The organism is Micromonospora sp. SD19, from assembly GCF_054462275.1.
The window spans coordinates 222,540-246,837 of sequence record NZ_JBTLMN010000002.1; the positions used below are offsets into that span (position 1 = coordinate 222,540).

General features: G+C 72.3%; 26 protein-coding genes. 14 read left to right on the forward strand and 12 right to left on the reverse strand.

Annotation, left to right across the window (positions count from 1 at the left end):
• Positions 1 to 51: 51 nt before the first annotated feature.
• Genes urtB through urtE form a run of 4 tightly spaced genes read left to right on the forward strand, consistent with a single transcriptional unit; the run spans position 52 to position 3,702 of the window.
• Complete coding sequence (gene urtB, locus ACX27O_RS08200) at positions 52 to 939, forward strand: urea ABC transporter permease subunit UrtB (RefSeq protein ID WP_030335462.1); 888 nt, start codon at positions 52 to 54, stop codon at positions 937 to 939.
• Positions 936 to 2,123: an urea ABC transporter permease subunit UrtC gene (gene urtC / locus ACX27O_RS08205; RefSeq protein WP_030335464.1), complete on the forward strand. Its 1,188-nt coding sequence runs from the start codon at positions 936 to 938 to the stop codon at positions 2,121 to 2,123. Before urtB ends, urtC begins: the two co-directional genes overlap by 4 nt.
• Positions 2,120 to 3,010 carry an urea ABC transporter ATP-binding protein UrtD gene (urtD, locus tag ACX27O_RS08210; RefSeq protein WP_400446375.1) on the forward strand — a complete coding sequence of 297 codons (891 nt, stop codon included), beginning with the start codon at positions 2,120 to 2,122 and terminating at the stop codon, positions 3,008 to 3,010. The genes urtC and urtD overlap by 4 nt, the downstream gene beginning before the upstream one ends.
• Positions 3,010 to 3,702: an urea ABC transporter ATP-binding subunit UrtE gene (urtE, locus tag ACX27O_RS08215; protein ID WP_400446371.1), complete on the forward strand. Its 693-nt coding sequence runs from the start codon at positions 3,010 to 3,012 to the stop codon at positions 3,700 to 3,702. The genes urtD and urtE overlap by 1 nt, the downstream gene beginning before the upstream one ends.
• Before the next feature lie 15 nt (positions 3,703 to 3,717).
• Here urtE and ACX27O_RS08220 read toward each other — a convergent pair whose 3' ends face one another.
• Together ACX27O_RS08220 and ACX27O_RS08225 are read right to left on the reverse strand one after the other, a co-directional pair.
• Positions 3,718 to 4,593 (reverse strand): alpha/beta fold hydrolase, encoded by an 876-nt coding sequence (locus tag ACX27O_RS08220; RefSeq protein ID WP_210862974.1) that lies wholly within the window; start codon positions 4,591 to 4,593, stop codon positions 3,718 to 3,720.
• 76 nt (positions 4,594 to 4,669) lie between these two features.
• On the reverse strand, positions 4,670 to 5,704 hold the full coding sequence (locus ACX27O_RS08225; RefSeq protein WP_030335470.1) for a LacI family DNA-binding transcriptional regulator: 1,035 nt from the start codon (positions 5,702 to 5,704) through the stop codon (positions 4,670 to 4,672).
• Positions 5,705 to 5,837: 133 nt separating this feature from the next.
• Between ACX27O_RS08225 and ACX27O_RS08230 the strand changes: the two genes are divergently transcribed.
• Both ACX27O_RS08230 and ACX27O_RS08235 read left to right on the forward strand, forming a co-directional pair.
• Positions 5,838 to 6,785: a LamG-like jellyroll fold domain-containing protein gene (locus tag ACX27O_RS08230; protein ID WP_210866207.1), complete on the forward strand. Its 948-nt coding sequence runs from the start codon at positions 5,838 to 5,840 to the stop codon at positions 6,783 to 6,785.
• Positions 6,786 to 6,822: 37 nt separating this feature from the next.
• Positions 6,823 to 8,946 (forward strand): PQQ-dependent sugar dehydrogenase, encoded by a 2,124-nt coding sequence (locus tag ACX27O_RS08235; protein WP_210866208.1) that lies wholly within the window; start codon positions 6,823 to 6,825, stop codon positions 8,944 to 8,946.
• On the opposite strand, the gene ACX27O_RS08240 is transcribed toward ACX27O_RS08235, so the two are convergent.
• From ACX27O_RS08240 to trpB, 3 genes are read right to left on the reverse strand one after another with little or no spacing between them, the layout of a single operon-like run.
• Positions 8,943 to 9,674: a GntR family transcriptional regulator gene (locus ACX27O_RS08240; RefSeq protein WP_210861263.1), complete on the reverse strand. Its 732-nt coding sequence runs from the start codon at positions 9,672 to 9,674 to the stop codon at positions 8,943 to 8,945. The genes ACX27O_RS08235 and ACX27O_RS08240 overlap by 4 nt on opposite strands.
• 57 nt (positions 9,675 to 9,731) lie before the next feature.
• On the reverse strand, positions 9,732 to 10,454 hold the full coding sequence (gene trpA, locus ACX27O_RS08245) for a tryptophan synthase subunit alpha (RefSeq protein ID WP_458939177.1): 723 nt from the start codon (positions 10,452 to 10,454) through the stop codon (positions 9,732 to 9,734).
• The gene (trpB, locus tag ACX27O_RS08250) at positions 10,451 to 11,623 is read right to left on the reverse strand and encodes a tryptophan synthase subunit beta (protein WP_374224318.1); all 1,173 of its coding nucleotides are present in this window, start codon (positions 11,621 to 11,623) and stop codon (positions 10,451 to 10,453) included. The genes trpA and trpB overlap by 4 nt, the downstream gene beginning before the upstream one ends.
• Positions 11,624 to 11,736: 113 nt before the next feature.
• Between trpB and ACX27O_RS08255 the strand changes: the two genes are divergently transcribed.
• The gene (locus ACX27O_RS08255) at positions 11,737 to 12,207 is read left to right on the forward strand and encodes a hypothetical protein (RefSeq protein ID WP_030335483.1); all 471 of its coding nucleotides are present in this window, start codon (positions 11,737 to 11,739) and stop codon (positions 12,205 to 12,207) included.
• A gap of 190 nt (positions 12,208 to 12,397) precedes the next feature.
• Positions 12,398 to 12,934: an SUKH-4 family immunity protein gene (locus ACX27O_RS08260; RefSeq protein ID WP_210866210.1), complete on the forward strand. Its 537-nt coding sequence runs from the start codon at positions 12,398 to 12,400 to the stop codon at positions 12,932 to 12,934.
• A gap of 1 nt (position 12,935) precedes the next feature.
• Here ACX27O_RS08260 and ACX27O_RS08265 read toward each other — a convergent pair whose 3' ends face one another.
• The 3 genes from ACX27O_RS08265 to ACX27O_RS08275 all read right to left on the reverse strand — a co-directional run bounded on the left by ACX27O_RS08265 (position 12,936) and on the right by ACX27O_RS08275 (position 14,458).
• Positions 12,936 to 13,313: a nuclear transport factor 2 family protein gene (locus tag ACX27O_RS08265; protein WP_030335487.1), complete on the reverse strand. Its 378-nt coding sequence runs from the start codon at positions 13,311 to 13,313 to the stop codon at positions 12,936 to 12,938.
• 105 nt (positions 13,314 to 13,418) lie between these two features.
• The gene (locus ACX27O_RS08270; protein WP_307857870.1) at positions 13,419 to 13,883 is read right to left on the reverse strand and encodes an ATP-binding protein; all 465 of its coding nucleotides are present in this window, start codon (positions 13,881 to 13,883) and stop codon (positions 13,419 to 13,421) included.
• A gap of 242 nt (positions 13,884 to 14,125) precedes the next feature.
• A complete protein-coding gene (locus tag ACX27O_RS08275) occupies positions 14,126 to 14,458 on the reverse strand; it encodes a nuclear transport factor 2 family protein (RefSeq protein ID WP_458939178.1) in 333 nt (110 codons plus the stop codon).
• 177 nt (positions 14,459 to 14,635) lie between these two features.
• Here ACX27O_RS08275 and ACX27O_RS08280 point away from each other — a divergent pair, with 177 nt between their 5' ends.
• A complete protein-coding gene (locus tag ACX27O_RS08280) occupies positions 14,636 to 15,022 on the forward strand; it encodes a DUF2267 domain-containing protein (protein ID WP_458939179.1) in 387 nt (128 codons plus the stop codon).
• A 110-nt stretch (positions 15,023 to 15,132) separates the two neighbouring features.
• Entirely contained in the window at positions 15,133 to 15,534 is a 402-nt protein-coding gene (locus ACX27O_RS08285; RefSeq protein ID WP_210862237.1) for a hypothetical protein, read from the forward strand.
• Positions 15,535 to 15,568: 34 nt separating this feature from the next.
• Here ACX27O_RS08285 and ACX27O_RS08290 read toward each other — a convergent pair whose 3' ends face one another.
• Positions 15,569 to 17,974: a ricin-type beta-trefoil lectin domain protein gene (locus ACX27O_RS08290; RefSeq protein ID WP_458939180.1), complete on the reverse strand. Its 2,406-nt coding sequence runs from the start codon at positions 17,972 to 17,974 to the stop codon at positions 15,569 to 15,571.
• A 247-nt stretch (positions 17,975 to 18,221) separates the two neighbouring features.
• Positions 18,222 to 19,064: a copper resistance CopC family protein gene (locus ACX27O_RS08295; protein WP_458939181.1), complete on the reverse strand. Its 843-nt coding sequence runs from the start codon at positions 19,062 to 19,064 to the stop codon at positions 18,222 to 18,224.
• 124 nt (positions 19,065 to 19,188) lie between these two features.
• Here ACX27O_RS08295 and ACX27O_RS08300 point away from each other — a divergent pair, with 124 nt between their 5' ends.
• The 3 genes from ACX27O_RS08300 to ACX27O_RS08310 are packed head-to-tail and all read left to right on the forward strand — an operon-like array spanning position 19,189 to position 21,815.
• Positions 19,189 to 19,665 (forward strand): cupredoxin domain-containing protein, encoded by a 477-nt coding sequence (locus ACX27O_RS08300; protein ID WP_458939182.1) that lies wholly within the window; start codon positions 19,189 to 19,191, stop codon positions 19,663 to 19,665.
• A gap of 5 nt (positions 19,666 to 19,670) precedes the next feature.
• Positions 19,671 to 21,011 carry a hypothetical protein gene (locus ACX27O_RS08305; protein WP_210866215.1) on the forward strand — a complete coding sequence of 447 codons (1,341 nt, stop codon included), beginning with the start codon at positions 19,671 to 19,673 and terminating at the stop codon, positions 21,009 to 21,011.
• A 36-nt stretch (positions 21,012 to 21,047) separates the two neighbouring features.
• On the forward strand, positions 21,048 to 21,815 hold the full coding sequence (locus ACX27O_RS08310; protein ID WP_210861102.1) for a nucleotidyltransferase domain-containing protein: 768 nt from the start codon (positions 21,048 to 21,050) through the stop codon (positions 21,813 to 21,815).
• Between the two features lie 26 nt (positions 21,816 to 21,841).
• Here the strand turns inward: ACX27O_RS08310 and ACX27O_RS08315 are convergent, their stop codons facing one another.
• A complete protein-coding gene (locus tag ACX27O_RS08315) occupies positions 21,842 to 23,236 on the reverse strand; it encodes a dihydrolipoyl dehydrogenase family protein (RefSeq protein ID WP_458939183.1) in 1,395 nt (464 codons plus the stop codon).
• A gap of 172 nt (positions 23,237 to 23,408) precedes the next feature.
• On the opposite strand from ACX27O_RS08315, the gene ACX27O_RS08320 reads away from it, so the two are divergent.
• A complete protein-coding gene (locus tag ACX27O_RS08320) occupies positions 23,409 to 23,600 on the forward strand; it encodes a hypothetical protein (RefSeq protein WP_357634717.1) in 192 nt (63 codons plus the stop codon).
• Positions 23,601 to 23,672: 72 nt separating this feature from the next.
• On the opposite strand, the gene ACX27O_RS08325 is transcribed toward ACX27O_RS08320, so the two are convergent.
• A complete protein-coding gene (locus ACX27O_RS08325; RefSeq protein WP_458939184.1) occupies positions 23,673 to 24,239 on the reverse strand; it encodes a DinB family protein in 567 nt (188 codons plus the stop codon).
• Positions 24,240 to 24,298: the final 59 nt, after the last annotated feature.

Sequence of the window (24,298 nt, forward strand, 5' to 3'; positions counted from 1 at the left end):
CGGAGACGCGCCCCGCCCGGGTCACCCGACCAGCAGTACGGAGTACCCACCGTGACAGTCCTCTTCGGTCAACTCTTCACCGGCATCAGCATCGGCGCGGTGCTGCTGCTCATCGCGCTCGGCCTCGCGCTGACCTTCGGCCAGATGAACGTGATCAACATGGCGCACGGTGAGTTCATCATGGCCGGCGCGTACACCACCTACGTCCTGCAGCAGAGCATCACCGGCGCCGGCCTGTCGCTGGTGGTCGCGCTGCCGGTGGCGTTCGTGGTCGCCGGCGCCATGGGTGTCCTGCTGGAGGTGCTGCTCATCCGCCGGCTCTACGCCCGACCGCTGGACACCCTGCTGGTCACCTGGGGGGTGTCACTGATGCTGCAGCAGCTGGCCCGCGACGTCTTCGGCAGCCCGAACGTGCAGACCCGCGCGCCCGAACTGCTCACCGGCAACGTGGCGCTGCCCGGCGGGCTGACCATCGCCAACAACCGGCTGTTCATCCTGGCCCTGGCGCTGGCCGCCGTCGCGGCGCTCACACTGGCGCTGCGACTCACCCCGCTCGGGCGTCGGATCCGCGCGGTGGTGCAGAACCGCGACCTCGCCGCCGTGTCCGGCATCGCCACCTCCCGGGTCGACCGGACCACCTTCTTCCTCGGCTCCGGCCTGGCCGGGGTGGCCGGGGTGGCGCTCACCCTGCTCGGCCCGATCGGCCCGACCATGGGCACCAACCTGATCATCGACGCCTTCCTGGTCGTCGTGGTCGGCGGGATCGGCCAGCTCAAGGGCAGTGTGATGGTCGCCTTCGCCCTCGGCGTGCTCCAGGCCACCGGGGAGTACCTGACCACCCTCAGCGTCGCCAAGGTGATCGTGTTCGTGGCGATCGTCGCGTTCCTCCAGTGGCGACCACAGGGCCTGTTCACGTTGCGGACCAGGAGCCTCGCATGACCGCCGTCACCCCCGCGCCGCCCAGCACCGCCGTCGCACCGGCCCCCGCCGGCGCCGCACCACCGAACCCGCCGGGACGGCGCTCGCGGCTGCGGACGGCGGCCGGGTTCGCCTTCGGCGCGGCGCTGCTCTTCGCCGTCGCCCCGCTGGTGTTGTCGGACTTCCGGCTGGCGCTGCTCGCCAAGTACCTCTGCGTCGCCATGGTCGCGGTCGGCATCGGGATCGCCTGGGGCCGGGGTGGGATGCTCACCCTGGGCCAGGGCGTCTTCTTCGGCCTGGGCGGCTACGCGATGGCCATGCACCTCAAGCTCGCCGACGCGGGCCCGGGTGGGATGCCCGACTTCATGCAGCTGTACGGGCAGCTCGACGAGCTGCCGCTGTGGTGGCGGCCGTTCGCCAGCCCGTGGTTCGCGCTGCCCGCCACGGTGCTGCTGCCGATGGCTGTCGCCTTCGGGCTCGGCTCACTGGTGTTCCGCCGCCGGGTGCGCGGCGCGTACTTCGCCATCCTCAGCCAGGCGCTCGCCGCCGCGATGGTGATCCTGCTGATCGGTCAGCAGGGCACCACCGGCGGCACCAACGGGCTCACCGACATCAAGGGCTTCTTCGGCTACGACCTGGACGACCCGGTCAACCAGCGGATGGTGTACTTCATCATCGCCGGGACGCTGCTGGCGTTGCTCGCGCTGACCCGGCAGCTCATCCACAGCCGCTACGGCGAGCTGCTGGTGGCGGTCCGCGACGGTGAGGAACGGGTCCGCTTCCTGGGCTACGACCCGGCGTCGGTCAAGCTGGTGGCGTACGTGGTCGCGGCCGGCATGGCCGGGTTGGCCGGTGCGCTGTTCGTGCCGGCGGTGGGCATCATCTCGCCGGCGCTGATCGGCATCGTCCCGTCGATCGAGTTCGTCATCGGCGTCGCTGTGGGTGGCCGGGCCACACTGCTCGGGCCGGTGCTCGGCGCGGTGGCGGTGGCCTGGGCGCGGACCGCCCTCTCCGAGCGGTTCCCGGGCACCTGGACGTACCTGCAGGGGTTGCTCTTCGTGGTGGTGGTGGCGTTCCTTCCCGGCGGCCTGGCGTCGCTGTGGGCGCTGGCTCGCCGCCGTGACGTCGGCGCGCGGCCGGTGCGGCGCGGGTGGTTGCCGGCGGCCCGACGACGCGCCGAACGGACGGAGGTGCCTGCGGCATGAGTGAACGCACCGAGCGCAGCGAGGGCCGTGAGCGCATGCCCGACCGGCACGGCATGAGTGAACGCACCGAGCGCAGCGAGGGCCGTGAGCGCATGCCCGGCCTGCACGGCACGAGCGGGGAACGGTTGGACGGGTTGTCCGTCCGCGACGTGCGGGTCAGCTTCGACGGTTTCACCGCCGTCGACGGGGTCAGCCTGGAGGTGCCCGCCGGGGACATCAGGTTCCTGATCGGGCCGAACGGGGCCGGCAAGACCACACTGGTCGACGCGATCACCGGCCTGGTCCGGGCCACCGGCTCGGTCCGCTTCGGTGCCGAGGAGCTGCTGGGTCGCCCGGTGCACCGGATCAGCCGGCTCGGCATCGGGCGGACGTTCCAGACCTCGACGGTCTTCGAGGAGCTGTCGGTGTTGCAGAACCTCGACATCGCCGCCGGGGCCCGGCGCAGCTGGGCGACGCTGGCCCGGCGTCGCCGTGGTGTCCCCGACGAGGTGGCCGCGGCGCTGGAGACCATCGGGCTGGCCGGGCGCGCCGGGCATCTCGCCGGGACCCTCGCGCACGGCCAGAAGCAGTGGCTGGAGATCGGCATGCTGCTGGTGCAGGACGCCCGGCTGTTGCTGCTGGACGAACCGGTCGCCGGCATGAGCCACGAGGAACGCGACGCCACCGGCGCCCTGTTGGAGACGGTGAGCCGGGACCGCACTGTCGTCGTGATCGAGCACGACATGGACTTCCTGCGCCGGTTCGCGCGCAGCGTCACGGTGCTGCACGCCGGGCGGGTGCTCAGCGAGGGCACCGTGGCGCAGGTCCAGGCGGACCCGCGCGTGCAGGAGGTCTACCTTGGCCACCCGGTCGACGCCGGGTCGGCCCGCACCGGCCGGGAGGCATGATGCTGACGCTGCGCGGGGTGCACGCCGGGTACGGGCGTTCTCGGGTGCTGCACGCGGTCGACCTGGCCGTCCCGCCCGACGGGGTGGCCGCGGTGCTCGGGCACAACGGCGCCGGCAAGAGCACACTGCTGCGGGTCGCGGCCGGCCTGCTGCGTCCGAGCGCCGGCACCGTCGAGTTGGACGGTGCGGACGTCACCCGCGCCGGGCCGCACGAGCGGGTGGCGCGGGGGATGGCGTACGTCCCGCAGGGCCAGCAGTGCTTCCCGCACCTGACCGCCGCGGAGAACCTGCGGTTGGTCGCCGACGGCCGGCGCGACGGGGCGGTGGCCACGGCGGAGGTGCTGGATCTGTTCCCGGCGCTGCGCCCGCTGCTGCGGCGTCGGGCCGGGCTGCTCTCCGGCGGTCAGCGTCAGCAGTTGGCCATCGCCCGTGCCCTGATCACCCGGCCCCGGCTGTTGATGCTCGACGAGCCGACCGAGGGCATCCAGCCGTCGGTGGTCGCGGAGATCCAGGAGCGGATCGTCGAGTTGACCCGGCAGGCCGGGTTCAGTGTGCTCCTCGTCGAGCAGCACCTGGGTTTCGCGTTGCGGGTGGCGGACCGTTACCACGTGCTGGAGTCCGGCCGGGTCACCTCGCACGGCGACGGGGGTGTCACGGCGGAGCGGGAGGTCCGGGCCGCCCTGGCGGTCTGATCGGCGGGGCGTCTGTCACGGCTGGAGCCGGTTGAGGAAGTCGCGGACCAGCCGGACGACCTCGTCGAGGTGCGTCTCGAGCAGCCAGTGGCCGCCGTCGAGCAGGTGCAGGTCCGCGTCGGGCAGGTCCCGCAGGTAGGCGCGGGCCGCGCCTTCGGGCATGTAGCCGTCGTGCGGCCCCCACACGATCAGTGTGGGCGGCCGGTGGGTCCGCAGGTACTCCTGCTGGCGCGGGAACCAGGCGACGGTGCTGCCCTGGTCGGCGAGGAGCCGCAGCCAGGCGTCGCGCCGCCGCGGATCGGTGACCAGCGCGCCGGAGAGCCGCCACAGGTCCGGGCTCACCCGGTCGGTCAGCCGGTCCGGCAGTTCGCCCAGGAACTCGCCGCGAAAGCCGTCCTCGCTGATCGCCGTGGCCAACTCCGCTCGGCCCTCGTCGGTCGGGTCGCGCCAGAACCGCTTCAGCGGCTCGTACTTGGGCCCGTGCTGGTCGGGGTAGATGTCGCCGTTCTGGATGACCAGGCCGGCGACCCGCTGCGGGGCGGCCATCGCCAGGCGCAGCCCGAACTGGCTGCCGTAGTCCTGCAGGTAGATCACGTAGCGGGTCAGCCCCAGCGTGTCGACGAAGCGCTGGAGCAGGTGAGCGTGGGCGTCGAAGGTGTACGCGAACCGGTCGGGGTCGGGCAGCGCGCTGTAACCGAAGCCCGGGTAGTCGGGCGCGATGACGTGCCACCGGTCGGCCAGCGCGGGCAGCAGGTGGCGGAACTGGAACGATGACGACGGGTACCCGTGCGGCAGCAGCACGACCGGCGCGTCGACGGGACCGGCCTCGCGGTAGAAGATCGCGATGCCGTCGACGTCGACGGTCCGGTGGCGTACGGCGTTCTCGGCCATTGACTCTCCTGATCCGGTCACGGGGTGGACCCCTCGACCGTGCCAGACGTCCGGCCGTCGCGGTGCGGCATTGCGGTCAGCTCGTCGGTGCGGGCCCGGTCGAGTCGCGGACGACCAGCAGGTGCCCGGTGGGGCGGCGGCGGGGGCGGGTCGTGCGGGGCTTGAGCGCGAGGGTCAGTGCCGTGCGGCCCATCTCGGTCATCGGCAGCCGGATGGTGGTGAGGCTGGGTGCGAGGTCGGCGGCCACGGAGACGTCGTCGAAGCCGACCACTGACATCCGCGCGGGCACCGGCACCCGGCGGGACCGCAGTGTGGACAGCACGCCCATGGCCATCACGTCGTTGAGCGCGATGATCGCCGTCGTCTCCGGATGCTCGTTGAGGATCCGCTCGGCGGCGGCGCGCCCACCGTCGCGGGTGAAGGCGCTGTGCACGACGGCGAGGTCGACGGGGGACCGGCCGCGCTGGCGCACTGCCGCCGAGACCCCGGCCAGCCGGTCGGCGACGGTGGTGAGGCCGGCGCTGCCCGCGGCGACCGCGATCCGTCGGTGGCCGAGATCCATCAGGTGCTGGGCGAGGGCGTGGCCACCGGCCTCGTTGTCCGGCAGGACGGCGTCGACGCCGAGCGCGTGTCGGCCGATGGCCGCGGCCCGGCCGCCGTGGTCCTGGAACGCGGCCAGCTCGGCGCGGGCCGCGCTCTCCATCCGTGGGTCGTCGTAGCCGGAACCGCTGATCAGGACGATGCCGACCCGTTGGGCGATCAGGTGGCGCAGCTGGTGCAGCTCGTAGTCGGGGTCGCGGCCGGACTGGCAGATCTGCACCAGCAGCCCCTGCTCGGCGGCGAGCTGGATGACCCCGGCGGCGATCTCGGCGAAGTACGGGTCGTCGACCTGGTGGACGATCAGACCCACGGTGGAGGTGGCTCCTCCGGCCAGGGTGCGGGCGTACGGGTTGGCCACGTAGCCCAGCTCGCGGGCGATCTGGCGGATCCGGTCGGCCACCTCGGCGCTGACCCCCGCGCGGCCGGCGAGGGCCCGGGAGGCGGTCGCCAGCGAGACAGCTGCGTGTTCGGCGACGTCCACGAGGCGCGGCCGCCGGCTGGCCCTGGACATCCGCAACCCTCCGGAAACATTCATGTCACCCGATCTATTGCGAGTGACATTGATCGAAGCCTAGGGTACGTAAGCGCTTACGTAAGCGCTTACGTGACCGGCATCCTCCCTGCCGCGAAACGAGGTGACAGCCATGTCCACTGCCCGACGAGCGGCCGTCTCCCTGCTGGCGATCGGCGTCCTGGCCGGTGTGGGCACGCCACCGGCACAGGCGGACCGGCACACCTCGCCCGACGTCCACCCGGCGCTGCGCACGCATCTGGTCGCCGCGTACGACTTCGACCACCCGGTGCCCGGCGACCCGGCCCTGGAACGCGACCAGGGCCGTTCCGGCACCGAGATCGAGCTGGTCAACGGCGGCGCGGCGATGCGGGTGCCGGACCACGCCTACCGGGGCAGCCGCAACGCGGTGCAGACCCGCCAGGTCGACCCCACTGGTGCCGGCAACGACGACTGGAAGGCCGGCACCTGGTCGGCCAGCGGGGTGCGGACGCTGCGCGCCTTCAGCGCCACCGCCGGCACCACGGTGATGGGCTGGTTCAAGCTGAACATGGACAGCCCGCTGCCCAACTCCACCACCGCCGACCCGGACGACAGGTACAACGCCATCGGCCTGGCCGGGGTGCTGACCGGCGACTCCGACGGTCACGGCGTCCGCGCCCTGCTGGAGCTGATCGACGTCGACGGGCAGGTGCGCCTCGTCGCGCTCGGCCGGCGGCTCGACGGCGGCAACTCGCAGACCTTCGCCGCCACCCAGGACTGGCGCGAGCTGCTGCCGGTGGGGCAGTGGGTGCACCTGGCCGCCACTTTCGACTTCGACACCGGCGCGCTCGCCCTCTACCGCAACGGTGAACCGGTGGACGGCTTCTACACCCGCACCGACGACCCGTGGCTGGTGTCCGGACCCGGCCCGCACCTGACCAGCGCGTCCGACCCCCGGGGCATCAAGATCGGCGGCAGCTTCCCGCAGGACACGGTGGAACGCAACCCGTGCGACTGCCGGATGGACGGCCTGATGTTCCTCGACAGTGTGGTCTCCGCGAACGACGTACGGAGGCAGTACCGCCACCTTGCCCGCTGACCACCCTCGGCACCGTCCCACCGAGAAGGAGACACGCGTGCGCACAGTGCACCGCCGGGCCGGCACCACCCGCCGGCTAACAGTGAGGGCCTGCCTCACCGCCCTCGTGCTGATCCTGTCCACACTGGTCGCCACGCCCGCACGGGCCGCCGACGCGGTCTACGACCCGATCCCCGAGATGCCGACCCAGTCCCGACTCGGGCTGGTGCTCAGCGAGTACGCCAGCTTCCCGCAGTCGTACCCCACGCCGGCGCCGACCGACGCGCGGCTCATGCGTACCGCGCGGATCAACACCATCATGGAGGTGCCCGACGGCTCCGGCCGACGGGCGGTGCCCGACCTCAACGGCAGCCTCTACCTCGTCGAGAATGGTGTGCCGCACGTCTACCTGGACGTGGCCGCGACGTTCGCGCCGCGGTTCTTCTCCGGTCGTGGGCTCGGCCAGGGCTTCGGGTATGTCGCGTTCCATCCGGAGTTCGGGGTGAACGGCCGGTTCTACACCATCCACACCGAGTTGGCGTCGACGACGACCGCCGTACCGGACTACGCCCAGCCCAACACGCTCTTCCACGGCGTCATCATCGAGTGGACGGCGACCGACCCGGGCGCCGCCACCTTCGCCGGTACGCACCGCGAGGTGCTGCGCATCGGCTTCGGCGGCCAGGTGCACGGCATCCAGGAAATCAACTTCGACCCCACTGCCAAGCGCCACGACCGCGACTACGGCCTGCTGTACCTCGCCGTCGGCGACGGCGGGCAGGGCGCGCGCAACACCGACCCGCAGAACCTGGCGGTGCCGCACGGCAAGCTGCTGCGGATCGACCCCCGGGGCACCAACGCCGCGAACGGGCGCTACGGCATCCCACCGACGAACCCGTTCGTGGGGCGGGCGGGCGCGCTCGGCGAGCTCTACGCGGTGGGTTTCCGGGACCCGCACCGGTTCAGCTGGGACCGGGCGACCGGTCGGATGTACCTCGGGCACATCGGTGAACACGCCGTCGAGGCGATCTACGAGGTCCGTGCCGGGGACAACTTCGGCTGGAGCGAGCGGGAAGGCTCATTCGTCTTCGACAAGACGGCCACCAACCCCTGCGACCGGCTGCTCCCGCTGCCCGCCGACGACGCCAGCTACGGCTACACCTACCCGGTCGCCGCGTACGACCACGACCCCGCCGCCGGCTGGAACTGCACCGACGACGTCGGTGTCGCGGTGGCCGGTGGTTTCGTCTACCGGGGGCGGACGCTGCCCGCGCTGCGCGGCAAGTACGTCTTCGGTGACCTGGTCGACGGCCGGGTGTTCTACACCGAGGCCAACGAGATGCGCCGGGGCCGGGGTCTGGCCACCATCCACCAGCTCGCCCTCTTCGACCCGGCGGGCACCCCGGTCCGGATGCGCGACCTGTCCGCGCCGGGTGCGCCCGGCGACCCCAACCGGGTCGACCTGCGCTTCGGCACCGACGCCGCCGGTGAGCTCTACGTCGTCGCGAAGGCCAACGGGAAGGTCTGGAAGGTGACCGGCACCACCGGGTACGCCAGCGGCGACGTCGGGGACGTCACGCTGCGCCGCACCGCCGGGGCGGCCAACTGGGCGCCGGTGACGCCGGCGAAGTGGCGGTTCGCAGGCGACCAGGTCATCCTGGCCGAGGCCGGGGAGAGCCGGCCGGGTCCGCGCCGACCCTTCGAGTACGCCGTGCTGACCGCCGGACCGGCGTGGTCGTCGGTGCGGGTGGACGCTCAGGTACGGCTCGACACACCGGTGGAGGTCAGCAACCGGGACGTGATCATCGTCTTCGGCTGGCGCTCGGACACCGAGTTCTACTACGCCCACCTCTCCACCGACAACACGATCTATCCGCACAACGGCATCTTCAAGGTGGACAACGCCGACCGGGAACGCATCGACCACCAGTGGAACGGCCGGTCCCGGGGCGCGAACCCGGCGATCACCGATGCCCGGTGGCACCGGGTGCGGGTGGTGCACCTGCCGGCCACCGGCGAGATCGCCGTCTACGTCGACGGAGACCGGGACCCGCTGTTGACCGCGAAGGACACCACGTTCGGCGCGGGGCGGGTCGGCTTCGGGTCGTTCGACAACGTGGGCCGAGTGCGCGACCTGACCGTCACCGGCACACCAGCCGGCACCGGGTCAATGGCGGGCTAGACCGCGCCGTAGTGCAGGGACAGCCCGGTGGCGGCCCGGTCGGCGGTGATCTGCATCATGCTGCCCACCATCGTCGCCCGGTCCGTCACCAGGGCCGTCCCGTCGGGCGCGTAGGTGATCCGGTCGCTGACCAGCACCGGCGCTCCCTCGGCCTCGTCCAGATGCCGGGCCACGTCGACGCTCAACACCTCCGGCCGGATCGTCTCCGAGGCCCGGGCCACCGTCACGCCGAGGTCGGCCAGGGCCGCGTACAGCGACGTGCCGGTGAAGTCCACGTCGTGCAACCGGCTCGCGTGCGGCTCGCGTACCCAGGAAATCTGGTGAATGGCGCGGCGGCCGGCGAACGCGCGGACCCGCTCGAGGCGCAGACCCGTCTCGGCCTCGCGGACCCGCAGCCGGGCCGCGACGCGTGCGGGCAGCCGGCGCTGCGCGCGGGAGAGCACCGTCGTGTGGACCTCGTGGCCCTGCTCACGCAGGTCGTCGCCGAAGCTCCGCAAGGATCCCAGCTGGTACGCCGCGGGCGACGGCGCGACGTAGGTGCCCTTGCCGGGCCGCTGGACGATCAGCCCTTCGGCGCTCAGTTCGCGCAGGGCCTGCCGCAGTGTCATCACCGTGACGCCGTACGCCGCGCTCAGCTCGCGTTGCGCGGGCAGCGCGTCGCCCGGCCGGTAGTGGCCGTCGCGGATCTTGGCGGCGAGGTCGGCGGCGATGGCCCGATAGCGTGCCACTGGTCTGCCTCCCGATGCGTCGACTGTCCGCCCCCCGTCGTCGACGGCCACCGCCGATCATCGCACGGGGGCCACCGGCGACAGCGCGGCCCGCAGCGACGCCACGAAGGCCCCGACCTCGGCGGGGTTCGCGCCGTCGAGGATGCGCCGCATGACGGCCGCGCCGACGATGACGCCGTCGGCTGCCGCCGCCGCCTCGGCCGCCTGCTGCGGGGTCGAGATGCCGAAGCCCACCAGCACGGGCAGGTCGGTGACCTGCTTGAGCCGGGCGGCCAGCAGGACGGCCGAGGGCGCGAGCCGGTCACGTTCGCCGGTCGTGCCCATGACCGACACGGCGTACACGAAACCCTGACTGCGCCGGCCGATCTCGGCGAGCCGGTCGTCCGGCGTGGCGGGTGAGGCGAGCAGACTCACCTGGACGCCCGGCACGTGCAACCCGGCCAGCTCGTCGAGGGGCAGGTCGGGCACGATCACCCCGGTCACCCCGGCCGCCGCGAGCGCGTCGCCGAACCCGGGCCGCAGCGCGATGTTGGCGTACGTGCTGGCGACCAGGGGGATGCCCACCCGCGTTCCGGCGAGGTCCGCCAGGACCGAGGCGGGCGTGGTGCCCCGGGCCAGCGCCGCGTCCGAGGCTTCCTGGATGGTGGGGCCGTCCACAGTGGGATCGGAGAACGGCAGCCCGACCTCGATCATGTCGGCCCCGGCGTGCGCGAAGGCGCTCAGGAAGGCCGTCCAACCGGGCACGATCCCGCCGGTGATGTAGGGCATCAACAGCTTCATCCGAGGTCCGCCTCCGCGATCAGGGTGGTCACGTCCTTGTCGCCGCGCCCCGAGAGGGTGACGAGCACTGTCGACCCGCTGGGCAGCTCCGGTGTGCCGGCGGCGCGAACGACCCAGGCGAGCGCGTGGGCCGACTCGATGGCGGGCAGCACGCCCTCGGCCCGCGCGAGCCGGACGGCGGCCGCGATCGCCTCCCCGTCGGATGCGGTGACGTACCGGGCGCGCCCCAGATCGCGCAGGTACGCGTGCTCGGGGCCGACGCCCGGGTAGTCCAGCCCGGCCGCGATCGAGTGCGCCTCCCTGATCTGCCCGTGCTCGTCCTGCAGGAACAGCGACCGGAAGCCGTGCAGAACGCCGACCTCCCCGTTCGCCGCGCCGGAGCCGCCTTCGGCTTCGACCCCGACGAGCTTCGCCGACGTCTCGACGAACCCGGCGAACGTGCCGGCCGCGTTGCTGCCGCCGCCGACGCAGGCGACCACGTAGTCGGGGGTGGCAGCGGGCAGTTCGGCCGCGCACTGCTGTCGGGCCTCGTCACCGATGACGCGCTGGAATTCGCGGACCATCATCGGATAGGGGTGCGGACCGATGACCGAGCCCACGCAGTAGTACGCCTCGTCGGCGTCGGTCACCCAGTGGCGCATGGCCTCGCTGGTGGCGTCCTTGAGCGTGCGGCTGCCGGTGGTCACCGTAACGACCTCGGCGCCCAGCAGCCGCATCCGGAAGACGTTGTGCGCCTGGCGTTCCACGTCGCGTTCGCCCATGAACACCGTCACCGGTAGACCGAGCAGGGCGCCGGCCGTCGCCGTCGCGACGCCGTGCATGCCCGCTCCGGTCTCGGCGATCAGACGGGTACGCCCCATGCGCCGGGCCAGCAGCGCCTGCCCGAGCACGTTGTTGATTTTGTGGGATCCGGTGTGCGTCAGGTCTTCCCGCTTGAGCAGCACCGTCACGCCAAGTTCGGCCGACAGTCGCACGGCCGGCGTCAGCGGCGTCGGTCGTCCCACGTGCGCCGACAGCAGCGCGGTGAGGCTGCCACGGAACCGGGGATCGGCCCACGCCTCAGAGAAGGCCTCGGCGACCGCCTCGCAGGCGGGGATCAGGGATTCCGGCACGTACCGCCCGCCATAGCTTCCGTACCGCCCGGGGGGAACCGTCGCGCGTACTGTTATAGAACTCATACAACAGTTATAGAACAGTCTGCCGTGCCCTGGCAACAGCCGACCCGCCTCGTCATCCGTCGACCTGCGCCGCGGCACCCCGTGCGCTTCGTAGACTTCCTGTCATGCCGGAGATCGTCGAGTTGCTGGCCTCGCCCGTGCACCGCTTCCTGGGCCGGCCCGCCGACGGTCCGGCACCCGCCCCACCCGGCGAGCTGGTCGACGCCGTCCGGATCCGGGCCGGCCTCGGCATCGTCGGCGACCGCTACTTCGGTCAGCAGGCACACCGCGACGCCAGCGTCACCGTCATCGCCCGGGAATCGCTGCCGGACGGCATCGGCCTGGCCGAGGTGCGGCGCAACATCCTCACCACCGGGATCGCCGTCGACGAGCTGATCGGCAGAGTGCTGGTGCTGGACTCCGGCGACGGCCCGGTCAGCCTGCGGGTCAACCGGGCGGCCCGACCGTGCGCCTGGATGGACGTCACCGTCGGCCCGGGGGCCTGGAAGGCGCTGCGCACCACCGGCGGCATCCGCTGCACCCCCCTCAACGACGGCACCCTGCGCGTCGGCCCGATCGACGCCGTCGTGACCTGAGGAAAGGGCTCGACGGCAGCACACCGGGACCGGATCGTGGGCAGTTCCCGTTCCCGTTGGTTAGGCGGAATCGGCGAGGTGACGCCGCGACGAGCCGATGCGTGGTAGAACCAAACCGCGCATCGGCTCGTGGGTCTCCGGGCAGCCGGAGCCTTGCCGGACGAGGCCTCATCCGAACAGAGGTGGTGCGGTGAACGCCGAGCTGCGGCAGCTCATCGAGGAGCTGCGGGCCGACCTGGCCGATCTGCCGGAGAGCCTGGCGTACGCCGAGTTCGGCGAGGGGGCGGCCATCGACGCCGTGCCGGCGGGGCTCCCGGCCGACCTGCGGGATCTCCTGCTGGTGACCGACGGGATACGGGCGGGTCGGGTCGAGCTGGCGTCCACGTCGACCCTGCCCGGGATCCAGTACCACCTGGACTACGCGCCCGACTTCTCGGCCATTCCGCAGAACCGGGCCGGCTGGCTGGTGATCGGCACCCGCAGCGACGAACCGGTCTTCATGGACCGTGGCACCGGAGCGATCTGGTACTTCCCACCGACCGGCACCGAGTGGTTCATGTCCGACGCGTTCGAGGAGCTCGCCCCCGACGTGGAATCCTTCGTGGACTACTACCTGCTCGGGCCGGGTTACGCCGATCTGACCCCCGCCGACGACCGGTGGTTCGCGTTCCTCGACGAGCAGGGCCTGCTCGACGAGGACGACGAGGACGACGAGGACCCGAGCTGAGTCAGACCGGGCTGATGTGCGCGGCCAGGACCCGCCAGCCGTGTGGGTCGTCGTGGACCCAGGTCCGGGTGTAGCGCAGCCGCGCCGCGAACGGCACCCCGTCGAGGGTTCCGGACACCCGACCCAGGAAGAACGTGACCCCCGTTCTACCGACGACAAGCAGGTCCAGTTCCTCCTCCACCAACTCCTCGACGACCGAGCGGCGGTCCCGGTGGGCGGTCAGGTCGTCCTGCTTGGTGAGCGCACGCCCGTCCGGGCCGATGGCGATCAGCTGGTCGACCAGCAGTTGGTCCAGGGCGGCGACGTCGCCGGCTCGCTGGGCGGCCTGCAGGGTGCGCTCGGCGTCGAGCAGCTCCGCCTCGCGTGCGCTGTCCGGCATCGTGGCGTCCTCCTGTTCGGGGCTGACCCGGGGCCACCGTCGGCCCGGGCTGTCCGCATTGTGACAGCCGTCGTGGCCCGCGTGGGCGGGGATCGCCGCCGACGTTCACAGACTCAGGCGAATCCGTACGACGGTCTCTCCGGGGCCGGTGAGCACCGCCACCTCGTCACAGATCTGCTCGACGATGGCCAGCCCGCGACCGCGTACCGAGTCGGCGGCCGGCATGCTCCGCCCGAACGCCCGCGCCGGCCCGTGGTCGACCACGTCGCAGAACAGCTGACCCGACTCCGCCCAGAGCCGGACCCAGCCGCCGCCGGTGGTGTGCTGCAACGTGTTGGTGGCCAGCTCGCTGACCGCCAGCGTCAACAGCTCCACCCGCTCGGCCGACAGGCCGCGGGCCAGCGCCCCGGCGCTGACGAACGCGCGCAGCGCTCGCACGTCGGTCGCGACCTGGTACGCCATGGTGTCTGTGGCGTGGGTCGGGACATTCTGCTCGGCCACGGCCTCCCGTCGCTCTCCCGGCATCAGCCCGCCCGACGCGGCTGCCCGGCCGGCGGCACCGCGATCCACGCGGGTGTCGTCGGCGTGCGAGCCTCGAAGTGCGCCATCGGGCAGCCGGAACCCTTCTCGTAGCGACAGCTGTTCTTCACATCATGTCATCCACTGACCCGTTGGCCGTCTCGTCCGTTCGGCGGTTGATCACCTGCGGGCCGGACCGCCCGGCTGGGCTCGCTGGCCGGACACGGTCACCGCGCGGCCGGGGCGGACTTCGCGGCACGGTGCTGCCGTCGGGCCGGTGGACGGGTTCGCCGTCACTGACGGATGTCCAGGGCGCCGATCAGCCCGTCGCGCAGCGTGAACCGGTACCGCAGCTCGACCGGGCTGCCGGGGAAGTCGCCGGACACCCGCGTGAGGGCCAGGTACGAATCGCCCGCCTGCGGGGTGAGGCGGACCGGCTCGGCGGTGTACGAGTACGCGTCCATGCTCTTCTGCCGCCAGGAGCGGATCGAGGCCCGCCCGTCGTACAGCCGGTCCTCGTCGGCGACGCTGGCGGTGTCGGCGAAGCAGGCGACGAAGGCGTCCAGGTCCCGGTCGTTGACGGCCCGGAAGTACCGGTCGATCACGTCTGGCAGGTCGAGGGCCATCTGCTCCTCCTGCGGCACGGGCCGCCGTCGGGCAGCCGTCGGGTTCCCGGTCCGACCTCACCGTACGAGAAGCCGACGGCGTCGCGCGGGGCAACCAGCAGAACCATCGCGCCGGCCGCCGGGTTTGCTGCCGCGTGGCCCGGGTAGCCACGCGTCTCCGAGGCGAAGGGCGGGGACATGGCCGAGCTGGCGTTCGTCGACAAGGTTGCGGCACGCGCGAATGTTTCGCCGGAGCAGGCGCGCCCGCTCACCGAGGCGGTCCTGCGGACCCTCACCGAGCGGCTCAGCGGCGGGGAGGCGGGCGCGTTGGCCCCCCACCTGGCCGACGAACTGAGCCCGCTGCTGGTCAAGGCGGCCGAGCCGGCCGAAACGTTCGACTACGACGAGTTCCTGCGCCGGGTGGCCGACCGCGCCGGGATCGACCGCCCAACCGCCGAGCGGGGCACCCGCGCGGTGTTGCAGACGATGCACCGGGTGGTCGGGCACCGGGAGTTCGAGGACGCGCTGGCCCAGTTGCCGGCGGACCTGCGGGCGCTGGCGCAGCCGCTGCCGCACGGCCCCTGACCGACGCCTCGGAGCGCCTCCCACAGGATGCCGGGGCGGGGGTCTTCTCCGCGCGGGGCCGACCGGGGGATGATGCCGGTGCGACAGCGGTCAACCGTGGAGGTCAGGCGATGGCGACGCGTACCCCGGAGGGTGTGGACGCCGCGCGGGCCCGGCGGCGTGGCGGTCTGCTGGTCGTCGCCTTCGGCCTGCTGGCGTACGCCGGGACGACAGCTGTCGACGCGCCGACCCGCGCTCTGGGGCTGTCCTGGTCGATCATCGGAGCGGCCGGCGCGCTCGGCGTGCTGACCATCATGGTCGCGGCCCGCCGCCGGGCGGTGCGCCTCGCGGACGCCGCCCGCCTGATGATGGCGGTGGCGGCGCTCGCCGCGCTGGCCGTCGGGGTCGCGTTGGCGCCCCGCGGCGCCGAGCGCGGATTCGTCATCGCGGTGACCGGGGTGCTGGCCGCGGCGCTGGCGGCGTCCGCGTTGCTCGCCGGTGACCTGCGGCCAAAGGGCCGGGGCGCGGCCTGACCCGCCGATCAGGCCACGCCCCCACGTCCGACTGTCAGCCGGTCACCCCGCTGCTGACCACCCACTTCTGGTGTGCGCCGCCCGCATAGGTGCCGAGCTGGATCTGGGTGCCCTCGGCGGTGTTGCCGCCGGCGGCCTCCATGATCTTCCCGGACTGCGGGTTGCGGATCGACCCGTCGCTCTGCGGTTGCCAGACCTGCGCGCCGGTGCCGTTGCAGGTCCAGAGCTGGATCTTCGTGCCGTTCGCGGTGCCCGCATTGTCCACGTCCAGGCACTTGCCGAGCGCGCGGTAGGTGTCGCCGACCCGGGTCCACGACTGCGCGGCGGTGTTGTTGCAGGTCCAGAGCTGGATCTTCGTACCGTCGGCGGTGCCCGAGTTGTCGACGTCCAGGCACCTGCCGCCGACGCCGGTGATGGTGCCGCCGCTCGGCGGTGGCGGACTGCCCGGGATGGAGTTGAGCGTGTACCACGCCTCGGTGCTCCACAGTGACTGGCCGGTGGTGGAGGTGAACGGGCGCGGCGAGCGCAGGTGCACCACCCGACCGGCCTTGCGACCGGGCACCACCAGGGTGACCTTCTTTCCGTCCGAGGAAAGGGTGGCCGAGGTGACGGTCAGCGTCTCCTCGTCGATCTTCGGCCCGCCGTAGGCCGACGTCGCCACGTACCGCCATTGCTTGATCTTGTAGCGCGCGGCCAGTTCGGCGGCGGTCCCCGCCGAGACGGGCTGGGTGTACTCCACCTCGAAGCCGGTGGTGGTGGCGCGCATCGCGAGCATCTCGAACGTGGTGGAACTGTTCGGGGTGAGCTTCTGCAGGCCGTACGACAGTTTGCCGCTCTGGCCCCAGTTGCCGCCCGCGCCGAGCCCGCCGACGTAGATCGCGCCGTCCGGGCCGATGTTGACCTCGGAGACACCCGCCTCCAGGCCCTGGGTGAGCCGGAACAGGGCGCCCTGGTACTCGCCGTTGACCTTCTCCACGTTCGCCCGTTGCAGGCCACCGTAGGTCACGTCGCCGATCACGAACTGGCCGGCGTACCGGCCGCTGGTCAGGTAGAGCGGCGTGCTGGGCGAGTTGGCGATCTCGTTCTGCGGCATCCAGAGCACCGGCTGCGTGACCGGGGCGGTGTCGAACGGCCCCGCCGGGTTCGTGTAGTGGTTGAAGAACCGGCCCTGCTTGACGTGCACCAGCTTCGACGAGGGCAGCCAGCCGCCCTGGTTGTCGGTGACGAAGAGGCCGCCCTCCGGACCCCAGCCGATGCCGTGCGGCGTACGCAGGCCGCCGGCGACGTAACTGACCGCGCCGGTGTCCTTGTTGACCTTGATGGTGGTGCCCCGGTTGGTGGCGGGTTGCGGGTTGGTGGTGGCGCCGCCGGAGTTGATCGACACCGACAGGTTCAGGTAGAAGAACCCGTCGGCGTAGAGCAGGCCGAAGGCGAACTCGTGGAAGTTGCCGCCGTAGGGCCAGGTGGCAACGGTTTCCAGGCGCTCGGCCGCCTCGTCGCCGCCGGTGTTCACCAGCCGGGTCAACCGCTGTTTCTCGGTCACGTAGACCACCCCGTCGACGACCTTGAGCCCCATCGGTTCCTTCAGGCCGCCGGCGATCTTCTTGGTGGTGACGGTGCCTGGGCTGGTCGAGCCGCCGGTGTTGCCGAGGATCCAGACCTCGCCGTCCTGGGAGGTGCCGGACTGGTCGCTACCGCCCCAGGTGCTGATGACGAGCCGGCCGTCGGCCAGCCAGTCCATCCCGGTGACCTTCGGCTGGAAGCCGCTGGGCCGCAGGTTGGTCAGCGTGTAGCCGGGGTGCACGCCGGTCAGCGGCAGCCCGTCGCCGGGGGAGTCGAAGACCCCTTCGCACTCCTTGCGGCCGGGCGCGGTCACCCGGACCACGCCGGCGTCGGTGCTCAGCGCCGAGTTCGGTACGACCACGAAGGCCGACGAGCCGGGCGTCTTCCACTCCAGGATGATCTGCTGTCCACCGCCGCGCTCGAAGTGGTCGATGCGCAGCGGGTGCAGGCCGGCGGTGAGGGTGACGGTTCCCTCCTTGGGCGGGGTGGCGCCGTGCAGCCCGTCGTGGTTGATCACCACGGCATTGTCGATGGACAGTTTGGATCCGTCGTCGCTGCTGAGCCGGAACGTGTAGCTGCCGGCCTGGGTGGTGGTGATGTTGCCGAGCACCTGCGAGACGAAGTTGTCCTCGAAGCCGAAGTCGGCCGCCGAGGTCCAGTTGATGGTGGACATCAGCTTGTCCACGTTCGGGGTCTGGGCGGGCTTGAGGGTGCACAGCTCGGACAGCGGCACCTGCACGTCGAAGACGCGCAGTGTGACGCCCGGTTCCTGCGCGGGGGCGGCGGTGGCGGGGACGGCCCAGAGGCCGGCGGCGAGGACGAGCGCCAGCGCACCGAGGACGGGATGGTGGAGTCGGCGTAGCAGGGGTGTGCCCATCGTTCCTCCAGGAGGCAGTGGAGTGCCCGACGGCCGGCGTGGATCAGCGGTGAGGATGACCGTCGGCCCCGGCTCCGTAACGTCCTCGACGCCGACGAGTGACAGTGCGGAAACACCGGGTTGATGGGTCGAGACATTAAGGTGTTTCGATTGCACTGTCCATGGCTTCACCTCGATACATCAAAAGTTTCCTATGTCCGTGCGAAAGTTCGAGGCGGTACGCGAAGAATGCCGGTTGCTGCGGTGGCTACCGCCGTCCGCGCCGCGCCGGACCACCCGTCCGGGCACCGGTCTTCCGAGTCGGACCCGCGGCCTTGCGGGCGCCTGCGCCCCGACCCGCCGGGCCGGCCGGCCGGCGGCCCGCCGGGGAGGCGCCCCGCGCCGCCGGTCGACGGCGGGCCGCCAGCAACACCACCGCCGAGACCACCACGACGATCAGGGCCGGGACCAGCCAGGCCGGAAAGCCGCCGTCACGTTGCTCCGGGGCGGCGCCGGCCGGGTCGTCCGCCGCCGCGTCGGTGGGGGCGACCGGGCTGCCGGTGGCTCCGGGGTTGGTCGAGCCCTCACCCTCGGCCTGGGCGAGCAGCGCCGGATCCGGCCCCGCCGTGGGCGGTGACCAACCGGCCGGGGCAGGCGTGCCGGGGCCCTGGTAGTCGAAGCTCACCTCGCCCCGCACCGCCTCACCGTCGGAGGCCACGGAGAGATAGCTGGCGGTGTAACGGCCCTTCGCCGGCCAGTGGGCGACGGTCACCATGGCCGGGAAGCCGGTGTGGTACAGCCGTGGCTCGAACACGCCATTGACCATGAAGTACTCGGTGACCGGCTTGTCCAGTCGCTTCGGCTCACCGTGCGACCAGCCACTGTCCACTCGCGACCCGTCCGGCCCGGTGACGGCGAAGTGCGCGTTCGAGGCCGGCTTCTCGGTGAAGTACAACGCCAGCTGCGTCAGCGGCTCGCGTACCACGGTGCCGGTCAGCGGGGTGGAGGTCGCCAGCTGGCCGTGCGCGTACGCCGGGGCGACCGGCAGCAGCAGCGACACCGCCAGGGCCGCTGCCAGCGCCGCCACGGTACGGCTCAGAACCTTACGCACAGTGACCAGCTTCGATCGCATTCGTTCATCATGGTCATTTCCCCGGCACCGAACAAGACGTAGAGTTCTCCTCCCCGACGATCAAACCGACACCCGTCCCCCTCGCGTCGTTCGGAGTCCACCCGTGTTCGTCCGCACCCCCGCCGCCCGCACCGCCGCGACCGTCGCCGCCGTCGCCCTCGCCGCCCTGCTCCTCGCCGGTTGCGGGCAGGACGACGACCCCTCGGTGGGCACCCCCTCGACGGCGCCGACGTCCGCCGGCCCGTCGGGCGCCACCCCCACCGCACCCGCCCCGACGGCCACCGGCACCCCCAGCGCCGCCGCCAGCACCCCGGCGGTGGACCGACAGATCACCGTGACGATCGCGAAGCGGCGGGTCGATCCGCCGACCGGGCGGGTCACCGTCAGTAAGGGCGAGCTGGTCCGGATCACTGTCACCTCCGACGTGTCCGACGAGTTGCACGTGCACGGCTACGACCTGGGCGCCCGGCTGCCGGCCGGCACGCCCGGCTCGGTCGAGTTCCGCGCCGACCAGACCGGACTGTTCGAGGTGGAGACGCACGACTCCGAGCTGGTGCTCTTCCAGCTCGTCGTCCGCTGAGCGGCATGACGGCCGCTCCCACGCTGCTGGCCCACGGTGTCGGTGGCCGCCAGGACCTGCCGATCACGCTGCCGCAGCTCGTCGTCGCCGCCGCGCTGACCCTCGTCGTCACGTTCGTGGCACTGGGTGTGCTGTGGCGCGAACCCCGGCTCGACCGGGACGCCAGCGGCGGTCGTCCCGTGCCGCGCTGGCTCGCTCGACTCGTCGACGCGCAGGCCGTCCGGTGGGCGCTGCGCGGGCTCGGCCTGCTCGCCGCGGCCTGGTTCTGCCTCGGCCTGCTGGGCGGGCCGGACACCGCTGACAACCCGACGGCCGGCACGCTCTACGTCCTGCTCTGGGTCGGGCTGGCACCGCTGTCGCTGCTGCTCGGCCCGGTCTGGCGGGCGGTCAACCCGCTGCGCACCGTGCACCTGCTCGCCGCGCTGGCCGCGCGGCGAGACCCGCACCGTGGGCTGCGTGAACTGCCCGACGGGGTCGGATGGTGGCCCGCCGCCGCCACCCTGTTCGGGTTCGTCTGGCTGGAACTGGTCGCCCCCGACCGGGCCACCCTGCCGGTCATCACCGCCTGGCTGGCCGGGTACGCGGTGCTCCTGCTGGTCGGCGCGGTGGTGTTCGGCGCCGGCTGGTTCGACCACGCCGACCCGTTCGAGGCGTACAGCACCCTGATCGGTCAGCTCGCCCCGCTCGGCCGGGCCGCCGACGGCGTCCTGGTGTGGCGCAACCCGCTCGACGGGATCGCCGGTCTGCGTCCCCGCCCCGGGCTGGTCGCCGTGGTGATCGTGCTGCTCGGCTCGACCATGTACGACAGCCTCTCCAACGCGCCGGGCTGGTTGCGCTTCAGCCAGGAGAACGGCCTGCACCCGGCGGTCACCGGCAGCGCCGGCCTGAGCCTCGTCATCGCCGCCGTCGCGGTGGCGTACCTCGCCGCCACCGGCGCCGCGGCGCGCATCGGTCGCGCCGACCCGGCCGAGGCCCGTGCCGTGCCGGGCGAGATCGCCCACTCCATCGTGCCGATCGCGGTCGGGTACGTGGTGGCGCACTACTACTCGCTGCTGATCCTGGAGGGCCAGCGCACCGTCGCGTTGCTCTCCGACCCGCTGGGCACCGGTGCCAACTGGCTCGGCACCGCCGACTGGGAACCGCACACCGCGCTGGTCACGCCCTCCGGGGTGGCCACCCTGCAGATCACCGTCATCGTCCTCGGACACCTGCTCGGCACCCTGCTCGCCCACGACCGCGCACTGTACCTGTTCCCCCGGGCCCGGGCGGTGGCCGGCCAACTGCCCCTGCTGGCACTCATGGTCACCTACACCGTCGCCGGTCTGCTGCTGCTCTACGCGGGGTAGTGCCGCCCGGTTCCGAGCCGTGCGCCATGATGGCCCGTGCACTCCGATCTTCAGCGCTACCTCGACGACCTGGTCAGCACCGCCCGGGACGTGCTCGGCACCGACCTGGTTGGGGCGTACGCCGCCGGCTCGGTCGGGCTCGGGGCGTACCAGCCCGGTCGCAGCGACGTGGACGTGGCGCTGCTCAGCGCCGGGCCGCTCAGCACCGACGCCAAGCAGGCGCTGGTCGCGCGGCTGCGGCACGAGGCGCTGCCCTGCCCGGCGCGCGGGCTGGAGTTGGTGGTCTACGACCGGGCGGTGGCCGCCTCCGGCACCCCCGAGCCCGGCTTCGAGGTCGAACTGAACACCGGGGCCGGCATGCCGTTCCGGCGCACCCTCGACCCCGCCGACCGCCCGGTCGCCGACGGCCGGTTCTGGTACGGCCTCGACCGCAGCATCCTGCACCAGAGCGGACTCGCGCTGCTCGGGCCGCCAGCGGGGGAGGTCTTCGCCGACCTCGCCCCGGCCGACCTGCGCCGGCTGCTCGTCGAGGCGCTGACCTGGTGGCTCGCCCTACCCACACCGCCCGCCGACCAACCCGCACCCGGCACCGAGGACGCCGTGCTCGGGGCCTGCCGATCGCTGGTGCGCCACCGCGACGGCATCTGGCTCGCCAAGACGGCGGCCGGTCAGCGGCTGATCGACGCGGGGGACCCGGCCGAGGTCATCCGGCAGGCGGTCGCCGCGCGGCACGGCGGGCCGCCGCCCACCGGGGCGCAGGCCCGCGCCTTCCAGCAACGGGTACGCGACGAGATCGCCGGGTAGCCGGTGCACGGTTGGTCGAGCGGCGCTCAGCGGACCGGGCGGGACTCCAGCGAGGCGAACAGCAGGTTGAGGCCCTCGGTCATGGTCGGGTGGGTGATGACCGCGTCCCGCAGGGCGGTCCACGGCATCGCGGCGAGCATGGCCAGCTGCACGGAGGTGATCACCTCGCCGGCCTCGGGGCCGAGCAGCGCCGCGCCGAGGATCCGGTCGGTGCCGGTGTCGATGACCGCCTTCCACATGCCCCGGGTCTGACGCAGGGTGCGGGCCCGGGGGATGGCGGCGACCGGCAGGTGGGCGACCTGGACGTCGTACCCGGCGCGGCGCGCCTCGGTCTCGGTCAGCCCGACCCGGGCCAGCTCCGGGGTGGTGAAGACGGTGTACGGGATCAGCCGGTCGGCGGTGCTGCGCCGGCCTCCCGCGAGGTTCGCCCTGATGATCCGGTAGTCGTCCAACGAGACGTGGGTGAACTGGGGGCTGCCGGCGACGTCTCCGGCCGCCCAGGTGTGCTCGGCGCTGGTGCGCAGGTGGTCGTCGACCTCCACGAAGCCCCGTTCGCTGAGCCGTACGCCGGCGACGTCCAGGCCGAGCCCGTCAGTGACCGGTTCCCGGCCGGCCGCCACCAGCACGTCGTCCCCGATCACCACGCCGCCGTCGTCCAGCGTCACCCGCAACGCGCCGTCGGGGTCCCGCTCGATGCGCGCTACCGCCACACCCACCCGTACGTCGATGCCGTCGTCGAGGAAGACGCGCATCACCGCGTCGCTCACGTCGGGATCCTCCCGGGTGAGCAGCCGTGGACCGCCCTCGACCAGCGTCACCGCGCTGCCGAACGACGCGAACATCTGCGCGAACTCCACCCCGACGGTGCCGCCGCCGAGCACCACCAGCCGGGCCGGCAGCCGATCCAGGCGCAGCAGCTCGTCGCTGGTGAGCACCCCGGCCTCGGCCATCCCGGGCACCGACGGCAGATGGGGGCGGGTCCCCGTGTTGATCACGACGTCGGTGCCGCGCAGCAGCCGCTCGCCACCGTCGGCGAGGGCCACCCGGACGGTCCGTGGGCCGACGAACCGGGCCTCGCCGATCACCAGGTGCAGGCCGGAGTCGAGGAACTGCTGCCGGTTGGCGGCGACCATCCCCTCGACCACGTCCTGCTTGTGCGCGCGCAACAGGTCCACGTCGACCCGGCCGCCGTCGACAGTGAGGCCGAGCGCCGACGCGTCCCGCAGTTGGCGGGCGGCCCGCGCGCTGGTCACCAACGCCTTGGTCGGGATGCAGGCGACGTTGATGCAGCTGCCGCCGATCATGCCGCGCTCGACCATGGCGACCCGCTGCCCGGATCGGGCGACGTCCATGCTCAACGTCTTCCCGGCCTTGCCGCCACCGACGACGAGCAGGTCGAACTCCTCCGGTTGGTCGGTCACCCGGCGCTCCTCTCGGTCACCGGCCAGGCCGGCGGCCACCGCTGGTGCACGGCGGCCAGCCCAGCCTGCCAGCTCCGTCGGGCGCGGCGATCCGGTTCCGCGCAGAATCCACCCGGACCCTGACCAGGTGCCGAGGACCCACGCGGCGAGCCCGGTGAGGGATCATCGGTGGATGCCTGACATCCCGCCGCAGTTCCGTGCCCGGGTCCGCCATGAGCCGGATCGGTCGTACGCGGTGCTGGTCGAAGGACCTGACGGGGAGGTGCTGGCCGGCGCCACCGGCAGCCTGCGGGAGGTGCGCACGGTGGCACGCCAGGGTGCGGCCCGCCTGTTCGGCGTACCGCTGGATCAGATCGCCCGGTGAGCACCTCGACTTCGCCCCCGTCCTCACCGACGGGGAGGCCGCCGAGTTGCGGCGGTATCTCGCCCGGTCGGCTCAGCCTCCGTCGTGAGCCACGTCTGTGTCCTGCCAGCGGTAGAGGTCGCGCAGCAGGGAGATCTCGGCGCCGTGATGGATCAGCTCCCGGTTGACGTGCAGGACGATGCCCTCCATCGGAAACCGCTCGGTACCCACCAGCGGCGGATTCTCCAGGTCCGCGTCCGAGAGCTCGCGGACTCCGGCGTTCCATCTGCCGTACATCTCGTCGAGCTGGTGCAGCGCCTCGTCAGCGGTCCCCGCGTAGGCGAAGGTCTGCGAGTCGACGTCCTGGCCGCCGAAGTGCCATCCGACCCGATAACCCAGGCAGGAGACGATGATGTGCGCCAACCGCCAGGCAATGGTGGTCACCGGCGCCGGTACCGGGTCAGGGGACGCGTGGTCCACCGTCCATGCCCCCGAACCTGCTGACATCGGTGCGGCCGACGTGCCACGTGGGCGGATGCTCCAGCAGCCGGGCACCGGCTCCCAGAAGTACTCCTCATCCGTCAGATCGTCCAGCCGCGGTCGCAGGTTCTTGCGCCAGTGCCGGTCCAGTTGGTCGGCGAGTCGCTCGCTTCTCGTCACCGCCGCACACTACGGACAACGGACCTGGCTGCCAACCCCGGGCGGTCGACCCGGGCCCG

Excerpts from the sequence above, each read along its gene's own strand:
- ACX27O_RS08280 (WP_458939179.1), top strand. The coding sequence starts at position 14,636 with ATGGCCGAGCTGGCGTTCGTCGACAAGGTTGCGGCACGCGCGAATGTT.
- ACX27O_RS08225 (WP_030335470.1), bottom strand. The coding sequence starts at position 5,704 with ATGTCCAGGGCCAGCCGGCGGCCGCGCCTCGTGGACGTCGCCGAACAC.
- ACX27O_RS08265 (WP_030335487.1), bottom strand. The coding sequence starts at position 13,313 with ATGCCGGACAGCGCACGCGAGGCGGAGCTGCTCGACGCCGAGCGCACC.
- ACX27O_RS08220 (WP_210862974.1), bottom strand. The coding sequence starts at position 4,593 with ATGGCCGAGAACGCCGTACGCCACCGGACCGTCGACGTCGACGGCATC.
- ACX27O_RS08320 (WP_357634717.1), top strand. The coding sequence starts at position 23,409 with ATGCCTGACATCCCGCCGCAGTTCCGTGCCCGGGTCCGCCATGAGCCG.
- ACX27O_RS08290 (WP_458939180.1), bottom strand. The coding sequence starts at position 17,974 with ATGGGCACACCCCTGCTACGCCGACTCCACCATCCCGTCCTCGGTGCG.
- ACX27O_RS08285 (WP_210862237.1), top strand. The coding sequence starts at position 15,133 with ATGGCGACGCGTACCCCGGAGGGTGTGGACGCCGCGCGGGCCCGGCGG.
- ACX27O_RS08275 (WP_458939178.1), bottom strand. The coding sequence starts at position 14,458 with ATGGCCCTCGACCTGCCAGACGTGATCGACCGGTACTTCCGGGCCGTC.
- ACX27O_RS08305 (WP_210866215.1), top strand. The coding sequence starts at position 19,671 with ATGACGGCCGCTCCCACGCTGCTGGCCCACGGTGTCGGTGGCCGCCAG.
- urtC (WP_030335464.1), top strand. The coding sequence starts at position 936 with ATGACCGCCGTCACCCCCGCGCCGCCCAGCACCGCCGTCGCACCGGCC.
- ACX27O_RS08230 (WP_210866207.1), top strand. The coding sequence starts at position 5,838 with ATGTCCACTGCCCGACGAGCGGCCGTCTCCCTGCTGGCGATCGGCGTC.
- urtE (WP_400446371.1), top strand. The coding sequence starts at position 3,010 with ATGCTGACGCTGCGCGGGGTGCACGCCGGGTACGGGCGTTCTCGGGTG.
- ACX27O_RS08255 (WP_030335483.1), top strand. The coding sequence starts at position 11,737 with ATGCCGGAGATCGTCGAGTTGCTGGCCTCGCCCGTGCACCGCTTCCTG.
- urtD (WP_400446375.1), top strand. The coding sequence starts at position 2,120 with ATGAGTGAACGCACCGAGCGCAGCGAGGGCCGTGAGCGCATGCCCGAC.
- trpA (WP_458939177.1), bottom strand. The coding sequence starts at position 10,454 with ATGAAGCTGTTGATGCCCTACATCACCGGCGGGATCGTGCCCGGTTGG.